Here is a 12,653-nt window from a genome sequence, read left to right as displayed (position 1 = left end):
GGCGGGGGGAGCCGCAACGGTCCGCGCAAGGGCGCTACCCGAGAAGGGTGCGGGCGCCGCTGCGATAGCTCGCACCGTCCTCGATCAGGATCGGCACGACATTCTGATTGGCCGGGATCGCCTGGCCCCAGCCATAGCCACCCCACGACCAGCCCTTGTTGATATCGAAGGACACGGCGCGCTGGGTCGCCGAGGTCAGGTCGACCAGAATGCTCTGGCTGTAGGCGCGTTCGATCACCGTGCCGGTATTCACCTGCTTGGTGGCGAAGGTCAGCATCACCTTCTCGATCGGCACCATCGCATCCAGCCCGTTGCCGTAGAGCGGGAAGGCACACAGCGGCTCCGCCGTCCCGTTGACGACTTCGGAAATGCCGCAGGTGAACGGGTTCGAGGTCTGGTTCATCACCGCGATATTGCCCGGCGTGCCCTGCTGGATGGTACCGGTGCCCTGGGGCGAGTCGACCACCAGCTGCTGGCCCAGCGTCGCCGGATAGGAGTTGAGGCCGGTGATCTGCCCGCCCGGAATGATCTGGGACTGCGAGGTATAGGCCTCGAACTGGATCTGCCAGTTCACGTCCGTGGTCAGGCCGTAGGAGGTCGACTTGAACCAGACCAGCGGCATGCCGCCGCCGACCGTCGTCTGCACCGCCTTGAAGCCGTAGAGCGAGTAATTCCCGCTGGCCAGGGCCGTCACCGTGGCCTGGTCCATCGTGATCTGGACGCCGTAATCGGTCGCCGCCAGCGCCTCGGCAGACGCCGCCAGGGGATGCCGGTCAGCGTCGAGCCCTTCGACAACGGTGACGCTGGTGGTCTTGAAGCCCAGCTCGGTCGCCGCCTTTTCCAGCTTGTTCACCTTCATCGTCTCCGGCCCTTTCGCCGTGACCTTCTTCGAGCTTTCCTCGCTATAGGAGTAGTTCTCGGGGTTGTAGTCCGACGGTGAACCGGTGTCCTTGCCGGCCTGGACGATGATCTCGCGCACCCGCCCGGCATTCAGCGTTCCGGTATCGCGTTCAAAATAATAGGTCGCCATCTTGGTCTCCTTGGTCCGTGAAGAAGGGGCGTCCCGACAGCGCTTCTCGCCTGATAGCGGCCACCCCTACGCAGCCCTCGGCATGCCCGCGAAGGTTAGAAACACCTTCATGACCCAACCTTTGCGTGCGTCACGGATTATTTTGAAGAACGCACAATCCGGCGGTACTGGCGCGGAGAGCACCCATAGGTCCGGCGGAAAGCCGTCGCGAAATTCGCTGGCTCGCCATAGCCCACATCGAAGGCAATGACCTGGATGGAAAGATCGGTGTGCCGCAATAGCTCGGCTGCGCGCGCCAGACGCTGGCCGCGTAACCACTGGAAGGTCGTGCAGCCCAGAACCTGGTTGAACGCGCGTGTGAGCAAGTTGCGATTTGTGCCGAGCGCATGCGCCAGCTCTCCGAGCGTGAGGGGTGCCTGGATATCGGCCAGCAGCCGGTCGCAGGCCCGGTCGACCAGATCCTGCATCCGCTGCGGCGGCAGTCCGGAACCCGTCTCTCCGCGCAAGTCTTCAGCGGGTTGCTCCGCCAGGCCCGACCGCTTGTGAACGGCTGGGCTTCGGTGGCAGGCCGCCAGCCGGCGCTTGATCTCCGGCGCGATGAAGGGGTAGCTGATATAGTCCGCAAAACCGGCGCTGAAGAGGCCGGCCTTGCCGTGATCGGCATCGGCAAACACGGCAAGCAAGGGCACCTGACGGGACAGGCAATACCGGGACAGCGTGAGAAAGTTCGCCGACCGGTCGGTCAGCCCCGACCGGAAACGCGTGATCACCGTGTGGATTTTTTTTCGCGCAGCAGGACATGAGCGGCGGCCCAGCCCGCGTTCAGAACCGGCCCGGCCGGAACGGCGTCAATGCGGGCACGCAATTCCTTCGCCCAGCCGGCATCCAGGGCCACCAGCAAGATGAAATCATCCCCCTCCCCGCGGTCGCGGCACGCAGACTCCTGCGGGACAGTCATGAGCCCCCTCCCTGTTGCGCGGGGGCAGGCTAGACTATTTTAGGTTGTTTTGAAATATTTCTGTTACCTGGGCGTTATTTCCGGCAATACTGATCTCAGGATTGAGACCCGGAGGTGTCTTCCACCAGGCTCGTCTCGCCTGCGCTGGCTGGGCGGACCAGGAGGTCGATCAGGCCGAGCACCTGGGTCAGTTCACCCACCAGGGCCTGTACGCGCGACTGGTCGGCGAGCGGTTTGCTCATCGAGCCGATCTCGAACAGATTGCCCGTCTCGGCCGCGATCAACAGCTCGCCCTCGCCGCTGTGCGCGTCGAACATGGCGCGCACGCGCTTGCCGCGCAGGTCTTCTTCCAGCTTCAACAGGCGTTCCATGAAGGACGGGGTGAGCATGTAGCGCGCCAGCACTTGATCGTCGCCATAGACCTCGAAAATCCGCTCGAACTTGGGATCGACCAGACCGATCCGCTTGAGGTCGTGCCCGCCCATCGACCGGCCCAGCGCGGCGAGGCCGTTGAACCAGCCATTGTCACGGGTGATCACGGTCACGCCTTCCACCTTGCGCGGGAAGGTGATGCGGATAATCACGCCGCGAAAGACAGTGACGTAGTAAGTGCGCTTGTTGGACCGGCGGCGCTGCTCCAGATGCGCTTCGTAGAGTTCAAAATCGCATCCCTGCCGTTCACCGGAGAAATAATCCTCGAAGTGGCGGCGGTTATAGGATGGCAGCAGGTCGTAATCGCGCAGGGTCTGGAACCGCGCCGGCTCGGCCGGCTTTTCCATGTAGGACAGGTCCAGCGCCTCGGCGACGGCGGTATTGAGCCTTGTCTTCACCTGCTTGGCCAGACGGGCCACACGCTGATTGCCGACAACGCCGCCGATCACCGTGCTGACGAACAGGCCGAAGAAGAAGAACACCCCATCGCCGGCCCACAGATACAGCAACCCACCGACCGCAAAGCCGGCGGCAAACCCGCCGGCCAGGCAGTAGAGCCGGTGACGCAATGCCTTCTTGCGCTCGATCTCCAGCTCGTCGAGCCAGGGTTTGAGCGTATTCGTCCACAGATCGTCCCAGCGCTGGTCCATCAGGCCTCCTGCAGGCGCTCCAGCGCCTCGGCCAGCTTGGCTTTCTGCGTGGAATAGTCCGCCAGTTTCTCACGCTGTTCGGCGACAACATCGGCCGGCGCGTTGGCGACGAATTTCTCGTTGCCCAGCTTCTTCTCCAGCCGGCCGATCTCGCCGTCCAGCTTGGTCACCTCCCTGGAGAGGCGCTCGCGCTCGGCCGCGAAATCGATGACGCCTTCCAGCGGCAGGGCCAGCGTCGCCTCGCCCAGCACGGTCTGGGCCGAAGCCGGCGGCACGCTGTCGGAGACACCGATATCGGCCAGGCGCGCCATGCGCTTGATCAGCGCTTCATGGCGTTCCAGCCGGGCCTGCGTTTCGGCGCTGGCCCCGACGGCGATCAGCGGCACCTGGGCGCCGGCCGGCACATTCATCTCGGCCCGCAGGCGGCGGATATCGGTGATGAGATCGATCAGCCAGCCCATTTCGGCCGTGGCGGCCGCATCGTCGAGCCCCTCAAGGACCGGCCAGTCGGCGACGATCAGCTGGGTGTCGCGCGTGCCCGTCTCCTGCCACAACGCCTCGGTGACGAAGGGCATGAAGGGGTGAAGCATTTTCAGCGCCTGGTCGAGCACATAGGCGGTCGTCGCCCGGGTCTCGGCCTTGGCCGCCTCGTCATCGCCGTTGAACAGCGGCTTGGCGAATTCCAGGTGCCAGTCGCAGAACACATTCCAGACGAATTTATAGGCCGCAGCCGCCGCCTCGTTGAAGCGGTAGCCGTCGAGCCCGGCATTGATCGCCTCGACCGCCCGGGCAGCCTCGGACAGGATCCATTTATTGACCGTCTGCTCGACCGATTTCGGATCGAAACCGGCCACCGGGCGGCACTCGTTCATTTCGCAGAAGCGCGCGGCATTCCACAGCTTGGTGCCGAAATTCCGGTAGCCCTCAACGCGTTCCTTGGACATGCGGATATCGCGGCCCTGCCCGGCCTGGGCGGCCAGCGAGAAACGCACGGCGTCGGCGCCGTATTCGTCGATCAGCTCCAGCGGGTCGATCACATTGCCCTTGGACTTGGACATCTTCTGGCCCTTCTCGTCGCGGACGAGGGCGTGGATGTAGACGTCCTTGAAGGGCACCTGGGACTGGCCGTTTTCATCCTTCATGAAGTGCAGGCCCTGCATCATCATGCGGGCGACCCAGAAGAAGATGATGTCGAAGGCGGTGACCAGGACCGAGGTCGGATAGAAGCGTTCCAGCTCTTTCGTATCTTCCGGCCAGCCCAGCGTGGAGAAGGGCCAGAGCGCAGAGGAGAACCAGGTGTCGAGCACGTCCTCGTCGCGGACGATACAGATCGCATCGTCGGAGTCCTTGTCGAAATACTCGCGCTGTGCCTCTTCGCGCGAGCTGAATATCTTCAGCTCATAGCCTTCACGCATCAGCGGGTAATAGTGCTCCCGGATCTTCTCGAGCGCGTCTTCCTCGCTTTGTGCAACGAAGACTTCCTCCCAGCGCCCTTCCGGCGTGGCGAGCCAGTCCAGTTCACCATCGACCTCGATGCGCTTGGGCCCGTACCAGGCCGGAATGCGGTGCCCCCACCACAGCTGGCGCGACACGCACCAGGGCTGGATGTTGCGCATCCATTCGAAATAGGTCTTTTCCCAGTTCTTCGGATGGAAGGTCGTGCGCCCGTCCTCGACGGCGGCGATCGCCTCCTTCGCCAGCACATCCGCCTTCACGAACCACTGGTCGGTCAGCATCGGCTCGATCACGACATGGGAGCGGTCGCCGAAGGGCTGCTGGATCTTCTTGTTCTCGACCAGCGGGATGTCATTGCCCTCGTCATCCTTCACGGTGACGGCCAGACCTTCCGCGGTGATCGCCTCGACCACCCGCTTGCGGGCCTCGAACCGGTCGAGACCGCGATATTCCTCCGGCACGAGATTGATCGCATCGACTTCGGCCTCGCCCGGCACATCGCCGCCCCTGGCGATGGCCATCGCCCGGGCCGCGCACTCGGCATAGGGTGCGCCGTCCGACCGCATCGCGGCCTGCATGTCCATCAGGCGGTAGAGCGGGATGTTGTTCCGCTTGGCGACTTCGTAGTCGTTGAAATCATGCGCGCCGGTGATCTTCACCGCACCCGAACCGAAGTCCGGATCGGGATATTCGTCGGTGATGATCGGGATCAGGCGGCGATGTTCCTTCGGCCCGACCGGAATCTCGCACAGCGCGCCGACGATGGATGCGTAGCGCTCATCGTCCGGATGCACGGCCACGGCGCCGTCGCCCAGCATGGTTTCCGGGCGCGTCGTGGCGATAGAGATATAGTCGCGCTCTTCTTCCAGCACGACATTCCCGTCCGCATCCTTCTCGACATAGGTATAGGTCTTGCCGTCGGCCAGCGGATATTTGAAATGCCACATATGGCCGTCGACTTCGACATTCTCCACTTCGAGGTCGGAGATGGCGGTCTCGAACTTGGGATCCCAGTTCACCAGCCGCTTGCCGCGATAGATCAGGTCCTGCTCGTAGAGCTCGACGAACACTTTCAGCACGGCTTCGGACAGGCCGTCATCCAGGGTGAAGCGCTCGCGCGACCAGTCACAGGACGCGCCCAGGCGCCGGATCTGCTGCTGGATCTGGCCGCCGCTCTCTTCCTTCCATTCCCACACGCGCTTGAGGAAGGCCTCGCGCCCCATCTCGCGGCGGGACACATTGCCCTCGGCCGCCAGCTGGCGCTCGACCACCATCTGCGTGGCGATGCCCGCATGATCGGTCCCCGGCTGCCACAGCACGGAGCAGCCCAGCATGCGCTTGTAACGCACCAGCACGTCCTGCAGCGTATCGTTCAGCGCGTGGCCGATATGCAGACGCCCGGTGACATTGGGTGGCGGGATCACGATCGAGAAAGGCTGCGCGTTCGGATCGTCCTTCGGCTGGAAGGCGCCGGACGATTCCCAGGCTTCGTAGATCGAGGCCTCGGCTTGGGCAGGGTTGAAAGTCTTTTCCATCGTGGATCCGCGTTTCTGACTGGCCTGCGCACAGGCGCCTTTGCACTGTTATGGCAATCTGGCCGGGAAAGTCAGCCCGCAAGCTGCTGATGGGAAGACTTTGTCGGTGCGGCTAACGCCGCACGCCCCTCATCCGGGCGTTGCCCACCTTCTCCCCAGTCGGGGAGAAGACGCTTTCGCAAACGTCTCGCTCCCCCTCTCCCCGACCGGGGAGAGGAATCAAAGGTGAGGGGCGGCCGCGAAAGCGGCCAAAGAAAAAGGCGCGCCCCGCAGGACGCGCCTTTCTCAAATCCGTATGCGACAAGAACCTAGCGGCGGCGGCGCGCGACGCGGTCGATTTCGGCCTGGACCTTCTCGTCGACGATGGACGGCAGGTTGGCGTCGAGCCATTCCTTCAGCATCGGACGCAGGAGCGCGCGGACCACGCCTTCCAGCGTGCGGCCTTCCTCGTCGGAGATGCGGATGTTTTCCGCCAGCGTGTGGAAGGAGCCCATCGCAGCCGTGGCGGCCGGTTCCGACATGATGCCGTCGGACACTTCATCTTCCAGCGCGTCGAAATCGATCTCGGGTTCCGGCTCCGGCTCGGGATCCGGTTCGGCAAAGGCTTCCGGTTCGTCTTCCTCTTCCCGGTCGACGATCATCAGATCATCGTCCATGGACAGGGGATCCGTGCCGCCTTCCGGCTCGTCGACCTTGTCGGTCAGCTCCAGCACATCGCCGGTATCGCCGGCCTCGTCGAACATGGCGTCGACATCGTCCTGGCTGTTCGGCTCGTCGGCCACCGGTTCCGGCGCCGCTTCAGCCTCGGCCGGAGCGTCGTCGTCATCCTCATTGATGATCCGGCGGATCGAGGAGAGGATTTCCTCCATCGACGGTTCGTTTTCGGCTTGCTCTGCCATTACGCCAGGTCCCTAAAGAAATTCGTTCAATTCTCTTCTAACGCGAATAAACCGGCCAGGACACTGCCTGTCCAGTCCATCGCTGCCGGAAAGAGCCTAATCCCAGGGCGTTAAGTCAAGGTTAGGAAAGCGTGACTGGCGCATATCCTGTTCTGCGGGATCGTAGACATCGACCGCCAGGCCGAGCTGTTCCGCGGAAACCAGACCCATCGCCTGCAGCAATTGATAGCCGGCGACGTAGGAATCCCGCTCCGCCGTCACGAGCGTGAGGCGCGAGTTCAGCAATTCCTGTTCTGCGTCAAGCACATCGAGCGTGGTCCGGATGCCGACATAGGCCTCCTGCTCCACCCCGTCGAGGGCGATCTCATTGGCACGGACGGCCTGTTGCGAGCTCTCGATCACGGCCAGCGAGGTGACGTAATTGCTCCAGGCATTGGTCACGCCCTCGGTCACCTGGCGGCGCGCCTGGCGCACCTGGTGACGGGCCTGTTCTTCCTGGGCGACGGCCGCGCGCACACGCGAACGATTCAACCCGCCGGTGAAAATCGGGATGGAAACCCGGCCGGTCACCGAGGTCGAATCACGCTCGTCACCGGAAAAGCTCGAATCGCGGGCCGCCGACGCGCTGGCGCTCAGCGTCACTTCCGGACGCAGGTTGGAGCGGGCGATGCGGATCGCGTGGCGGGCCGATTCCTCGCTGAACTGGGCCGCCAGCAATTGCGGGCTCGACTGGTAGGCGAACTCGGCCGCGTCGGCGAGGCTGTCGGGCATGCCCGGCAGCGCCGGCGGTTCTTCCAGCGTAGCCGGCGGCTGGCCCGTGACGCGCTCATAGGCGGCACGGCTGACAGCGAGCTGCGACTGGGCGGCGGACAGTTCGGCCTGGGCGCCGGACAGGCGTGCCTCGGCCTGGGCCACGTCGGTGCGGGTGATCTCGCCGACCTCGAACCGGTCACGCGCGGCCTGCAGGTGCTGGGCGAGCACTTCGGCATTATTGCGGCGGATTTCCACCACGCGGGAATCGCGGCGCACATTCATGAAGGCGGTGACAGCATCCACCAGCACGGTCTGCTCGACCGAGCGCAGCGATTCGCGGCCGGCCATGATCTGGGCCGTCGCCTGGTCGATCGCACCGCTCACCTGGCCGCCGCCATAAATCAGCTGGCTGGCCGTGATGGAGTAATTCTTCGGGGTCGCGTCGCTGGTGCTGTTCGACTGCACCTGGTCATCGCCGATCACGAAAGTGCTCTGGGACTCGACATGCTGGCGCGAGATGGACGCGTCGGCGGAGACGGTCGGCAGCCGCCCGGCCATCGCCTGCACACGCCCCTCGTCGATCGCCCGAAGGGAAGCCCGTTCGGCCTGCAGCGTCGGATTGGAATTATACGCCATGATCAGGGTGTCTTCGAGCGACTGGCCCCAGGCCGGTGCGGCCATTGCAATCAGGGAGACACTCCCTGCCAGTACAGCCCCGAAAATCCCCTTCGGTCCCTGTGTCGAACGCGTCATCTACGCACCCCTTGTCGCGCGGACCGGCCCAGCCCGTCCCTCGTGGAAAACCTTATACCGCCGGCAGGCCGGATGGCCAGCGACGCAATGTCGCCTGCATATAGGAAGCCCGTCCAGCAAAGTGAACGATGTTTGCCAAACTTTTAGCCCCTCGTCATGCACAAGTCATCAGCTGTTGACTTCACAGGCAGGGAAATCCGGCCATGCAGAAATGCAGCGACGGAATCCGGTCAGTGCGGAATCAGAAGGTGAAACCGGGCTCGGCTTCGAAACCGGGCAGCACGGTGGCGTTGGCGTCGAACACGATACGCTCGCCAATGCCCGCTTCGGACTTGGTGAAAATCGTCGCCTTGCCCACCGGGCCCTTGCGCACGATCACGGCCAGGCGGCCGCTATTGGCCAGCTGGTCGAACCAGGCATCCGGCACGATATCGACCGAACCATTGACGAAGATCACGTCGTAAGGCCCCTGCCCCGGCACGCCTTTCTTCGGGTCGCCCTCGATCACCACGGCATTGTCGGCGCCGATGTCCGACAGCAGGCCGGCAGAACGGGACAGGCCGTCCTCGTCATTCTCCACGCCCACCACCGTTTCAGCCATGCGCGCCAGGATGGCGGTGGAATAGCCGCGGCCGCCGGCGATATCGAGCACCAGCTCGGTCGGTTCGATCCGGGCAGCGTGGATCAGTTTGGCCAGGTCGCGCGGCCGCATCATCGTACGGTTCTCGCTGGTCGCCACCTGGGCATCGGCATAGGCGGCAGCCCGCCGCGCGCGCGGCACGAAGAGATGACGCGGCGTGTCCAGGAAGGCCGCGATCAGGCGACGGTCGGTAACGTCGGCCGGGCGGATCTGGCTGTCCACCATGTGCTTGCGCGCCTGTTCGAATTCGCTCACGGGCATCTCCCTGGATGAACTGCCGTCCCATCGGCCTGCGGCCAGTCATGTGTGCGCTGATATATCCTGCCCTGCGAGGGATCGGCAACCGCCCTGCTGCGCGAGAGGCCATTCGCCGCATCCGCGCCGTCGCGGCGCGCAACGCAGATCGCTGTGAACTGGTCCATTGCCCCGCCCGCACACTCCGGTTATAGCTCCCGGCTCGCAAGTGCGGCACCGTGGCGGAGTGGCTACGCAGAGGACTGCAAATCCTTGTACCCCGGTTCGATTCCGGGCGGTGCCTCCACCCTTCGCCCTGCGGGCTTCGGGTGGCAAGCCACCCGCAGCGCGCACCCGGGCGAAGAGGTGCCCTCCGAAGCCTTGGCGTAGGAGGGCTGCCCGCGACACGCCCCTCAATACGCCACCCGCTCCCCCTTGTGATCGAAGAAACCGCCGCTGTCGGCCGGTGTCAGCGCGTCGATCACGGCGAGTATCTCCTCTGCCGCCACATCCGGTGATCGCACGGCGAGGCCGGACCGGGCGAAGGGCTGTGACAACGGCGTGTCCACCGTGCCCGGATGCAGTGCCACACAGATCGCCTCGCGACGCTTGCGGCCCAGCTCGATGGCAGCGCCGCGCACCAGCTGGTTCAGCGCGGCCTTGGACGCGCGATAGGCGTGCCAGCCGCCCAGCCGGTTATCGCCGATCGAGCCGACCCGCGCGGACAGGGTGACGAACACGCTGCGGCCCTCGCGCAGCAGGAGCGGCAGGACATGCTTCATCAGGAGGGCCGGTCCGGTGGCATTGATCGCAAACGCCTTCGCCATGTGATCCGGATCGATCCCGGCCAGCGCCCGTTCGGGCCGGAACCGCTCATCGTGCAGAAAGCCCGTCGCATCGATGACCAGGCGCAGCGCGGCGCCCTCCTCCGCCAGCCACTCCGCCGCCCGCGCAATCGAGGCTTCGTCGCACACATCCACCGCCGGATCCGAGCGGCGCGACAGCCGCACCACGCGCTCGTGGACGCCCCTTGCCTCCAGCGCATCGGCCAGCGCCCGGCCGATCCCGCCTGTCGCTCCGATGATCAGCGCCGTCTGCGTCATGGCTGCACCTTTCGCCTCCTTTAACTGGTCCTTCTCCCCGTCTCCTACGTATCCCCCGTGAAAGCGGATCGGATTGACGATGAAAGACCTTGTCCTTGTTCTGGGCGACCAGCTGAGCCCCGGCCTGCCCAGCCTGCGCCAACTACAGCCTGGCGATGCCGACATCCTGATGGCCGAGGTCTCAGCCGAGACGGAGTACGTCTGGCATCACCGCAAGAAGATCGCCTTCATCTTCTCCGCCATGCGCCATTTCGCCGGTGAGCTGCGCGAAGCCGGGCGGCAAGTGATCTACCGCGCCTTCGACGAGACCCCGCCCTGCCCCGATCTGGCGAGCGCCGTCACCGATGCGCTAGCGGCGGGCGACTACAAGCGCCTCATCCTGACCGAGCCCGGCGAATGGCGGCTGCGCGAGGAGATGGCGGGCTGGGAAGAGCGCTTCGGCGTGCCGGTCGTCATCCTGGAAGACGACCGCTTCATCTGCTCCCGCGACGATTTCAACCGCTGGGCCGACGGGCGCAAACAGCTGCGCATGGAGTATTTCTATCGCGAGATGCGCCAGCGCACCGGCCTTCTGATGGAGGGTGGCAAGCCGGCCGGCGGGCGCTGGAATTTCGACAGCGAGAACCGCAAGCCCGCCAGCGGCGACCTCTTCATGCCGCGCCCCCTCGGCACCGAGCCCGACGCGATCACCCGCGACGTGCTGGACCTGGTGGAGGCCCGCTTCCCGGACGGGTTCGGCGATCTGCGGCCCTTCCGCTTCGCGGTGACCCGGGCCGATGCCGAAAAGGCGCTCGATCATTTCATCGCCAAGGCCCTGAGGGATTTCGGCGACTACCAGGACGCCATGCTGAAAGGCGAGGCCTTCCTCTATCACTCCGTCCTGTCGGCCTACATCAATATCGGCCTGCTCGATCCGCTCGAGGTGTGCCGCCGCGCCGAAACCGCCTGGCGGGAAGGCAAGGCTCCGCTCAACGCCGTCGAGGGCTTCATCCGCCAGATCATCGGCTGGCGTGAATATGCGCGCGGCATCTACTGGCGCGAGGGGCCGGATTATGTGCGCCACAATGAACTCGAGGCCACCCGCCCCCTGCCGGACTTCTACTGGAGCGGCGAGACGGACATGGCCTGCCTGGCCGCCGCCATCGGCCAGACCCGGCGCGAGGCCTATGCCCACCACATCCAGCGCCTGATGGTCACCGGCACCTTCGCCCTGATCGCGGGCATCGACCCGCACGCGCTGCACGAATGGTATCTGGCCGTCTATATCGACGCCTTCGAATGGGTGGAGGCCCCCAACACGATCGGCATGTCGCAATTCGCCGATGGCGGTCTTCTGGGCTCAAAACCCTATGCTGCCAGCGGCGCCTATATCGACCGCATGTCGGATTATTGCGCCGGATGCCGCTACGACGTGAAGGACAAGACAGGCCCGAAATCCTGCCCCTTCAACTCCCTCTACTGGGACTTCCTCGACCGCAATGCCGGCCGCCTGCGCGGCAATCCGCGCCTCGGCCCGGTCTACAGAAACTGGGACCGGATGGACGAGACAAAGCGCCAGGCCTATCGCGACCGGGCCAGGGCGGTGCTGAACGCACTCTAGGGTCGATCGCCGTGACCTCCCCCCTCTACCCGGCCCCACCGGGGAGAGGGCGTGCTGAAGCGGCAATCATCACCCAAAGCATCCAAACACCCCCCGCTTTTCCCGGCTGCAAGCCCGGCGACGGCCGGGCGAAGTGACGGGATCTACGGGAAGCTCATCGCTTGGAATGATCTTCGGTCGATCCCGGATCTGCAGCCCGCTTCCGCGGGCCTCCGTCCGGGAAAAATGTGGAGGTTGGAAGGAAGGCCACCAACGCTCCACCAAGTACCGTCACCCTGACGAAAGTCAGGGCCCAGTTCACAGGGCCGGGTGGTCGCGAATGCGCACTTATCCCGCATATCGCCACAGATCAGACCGAGCCCAGTTAGCCGAAATCTCCCTTTACGATCTGGGTCCTGACTTTCGTCAGGATGACGGTGGGTGGGATGAAGTCGGGAAACTTATCCCCGTCCTCTCAATTGCCCTTACCATCGCAGACGGTTTCCGGGATGGGAGGCATGAGCTCAGTCCCTTGTGCCCGGGAGCGTGCGGAGCTCGTCCGCGCCTGGTGGGTGACAGCATCAGGCTCCGGCGTGGCCATCTGCGGGGACACCGGCAAAAAGCTCGACCGG

The 12,653-nt window shown here is 64.6% G+C and carries 10 protein-coding genes and 1 tRNA gene; 2 read left to right on the top strand and 9 right to left on the bottom strand.

Annotated elements, in window-relative coordinates:
• Positions 1-34: 34 nt before the first annotated feature.
• From ABJO18_RS07280 to ABJO18_RS07245, 8 genes are all read right to left on the bottom strand, one after another.
• Positions 35-1,030, bottom strand: coding sequence for a hypothetical protein (locus ABJO18_RS07280; protein WP_348507989.1), 996 nt, complete (start codon positions 1,028-1,030; stop codon positions 35-37).
• 137 nt (positions 1,031-1,167) lie between these two features.
• Complete coding sequence (locus ABJO18_RS07275) at positions 1,168-1,704, bottom strand: AraC family transcriptional regulator (protein ID WP_348515817.1); 537 nt, start codon at positions 1,702-1,704, stop codon at positions 1,168-1,170.
• A gap of 92 nt (positions 1,705-1,796) precedes the next feature.
• Complete coding sequence (locus tag ABJO18_RS07270; RefSeq protein WP_348507987.1) at positions 1,797-1,988, bottom strand: hypothetical protein; 192 nt, start codon at positions 1,986-1,988, stop codon at positions 1,797-1,799.
• A gap of 95 nt (positions 1,989-2,083) precedes the next feature.
• Positions 2,084-3,070 carry a DUF3137 domain-containing protein gene (locus tag ABJO18_RS07265; RefSeq protein WP_348507986.1) on the bottom strand — a complete coding sequence of 329 codons (987 nt, stop codon included), beginning with the start codon at positions 3,068-3,070 and terminating at the stop codon, positions 2,084-2,086.
• On the bottom strand, positions 3,070-6,060 hold the full coding sequence (locus ABJO18_RS07260) for a valine--tRNA ligase (protein ID WP_348507985.1): 2,991 nt from the start codon (positions 6,058-6,060) through the stop codon (positions 3,070-3,072). Before ABJO18_RS07260 ends, ABJO18_RS07265 begins: the two co-directional genes overlap by 1 nt.
• A gap of 308 nt (positions 6,061-6,368) precedes the next feature.
• Positions 6,369-6,959 carry a DUF2497 domain-containing protein gene (locus ABJO18_RS07255; RefSeq protein ID WP_348507984.1) on the bottom strand — a complete coding sequence of 197 codons (591 nt, stop codon included), beginning with the start codon at positions 6,957-6,959 and terminating at the stop codon, positions 6,369-6,371.
• A 96-nt stretch (positions 6,960-7,055) separates the two neighbouring features.
• Complete coding sequence (locus ABJO18_RS07250; protein WP_348507983.1) at positions 7,056-8,465, bottom strand: TolC family outer membrane protein; 1,410 nt, start codon at positions 8,463-8,465, stop codon at positions 7,056-7,058.
• A gap of 241 nt (positions 8,466-8,706) precedes the next feature.
• Positions 8,707-9,366 (bottom strand): protein-L-isoaspartate O-methyltransferase, encoded by a 660-nt coding sequence (locus ABJO18_RS07245; RefSeq protein WP_348507982.1) that lies wholly within the window; start codon positions 9,364-9,366, stop codon positions 8,707-8,709.
• A gap of 206 nt (positions 9,367-9,572) precedes the next feature.
• Between ABJO18_RS07245 and ABJO18_RS07240 the strand changes: the two genes are divergently transcribed.
• A tRNA-Cys gene (locus tag ABJO18_RS07240) sits at positions 9,573-9,646 on the top strand.
• A gap of 106 nt (positions 9,647-9,752) precedes the next feature.
• Here ABJO18_RS07240 and ABJO18_RS07235 read toward each other — a convergent pair.
• Positions 9,753-10,442, bottom strand: a complete 690-nt coding sequence (locus ABJO18_RS07235) for an SDR family NAD(P)-dependent oxidoreductase (RefSeq protein WP_348507981.1) — start codon at positions 10,440-10,442, stop codon at positions 9,753-9,755.
• Positions 10,443-10,521: 79 nt separating this feature from the next.
• On the opposite strand from ABJO18_RS07235, the gene ABJO18_RS07230 reads away from it, so the two are divergent.
• Complete coding sequence (locus ABJO18_RS07230; protein ID WP_348507980.1) at positions 10,522-12,042, top strand: cryptochrome/photolyase family protein; 1,521 nt, start codon at positions 10,522-10,524, stop codon at positions 12,040-12,042.
• Positions 12,043-12,653 lie beyond the last annotated feature (611 nt).

The organism is Maricaulis sp., assembly GCF_039978735.1.
GTDB lineage: Bacteria > Pseudomonadota > Alphaproteobacteria > Caulobacterales > Maricaulaceae > Maricaulis.
This window is presented reverse-complemented; position numbering and strand designations above follow the sequence as displayed.

Bases quoted from the DNA above. Each gene is read 5' to 3' on its own strand.
- ABJO18_RS07230 (WP_348507980.1), top strand. From the start codon at position 10,522: ATGAAAGACCTTGTCCTTGTTCTGGGCGACCAGCTGAGCCCCGGCCTG.
- ABJO18_RS07255 (WP_348507984.1), bottom strand. From the start codon at position 6,959: ATGGCAGAGCAAGCCGAAAACGAACCGTCGATGGAGGAAATCCTCTCC.
- ABJO18_RS07280 (WP_348507989.1), bottom strand. From the start codon at position 1,030: ATGGCGACCTATTATTTTGAACGCGATACCGGAACGCTGAATGCCGGG.
- ABJO18_RS07250 (WP_348507983.1), bottom strand. From the start codon at position 8,465: ATGACGCGTTCGACACAGGGACCGAAGGGGATTTTCGGGGCTGTACTG.
- ABJO18_RS07265 (WP_348507986.1), bottom strand. From the start codon at position 3,070: ATGGACCAGCGCTGGGACGATCTGTGGACGAATACGCTCAAACCCTGG.
- ABJO18_RS07260 (WP_348507985.1), bottom strand. From the start codon at position 6,060: ATGGAAAAGACTTTCAACCCTGCCCAAGCCGAGGCCTCGATCTACGAA.
- ABJO18_RS07235 (WP_348507981.1), bottom strand. From the start codon at position 10,442: ATGACGCAGACGGCGCTGATCATCGGAGCGACAGGCGGGATCGGCCGG.
- ABJO18_RS07270 (WP_348507987.1), bottom strand. From the start codon at position 1,988: ATGACTGTCCCGCAGGAGTCTGCGTGCCGCGACCGCGGGGAGGGGGAT.
- ABJO18_RS07245 (WP_348507982.1), bottom strand. From the start codon at position 9,366: ATGCCCGTGAGCGAATTCGAACAGGCGCGCAAGCACATGGTGGACAGC.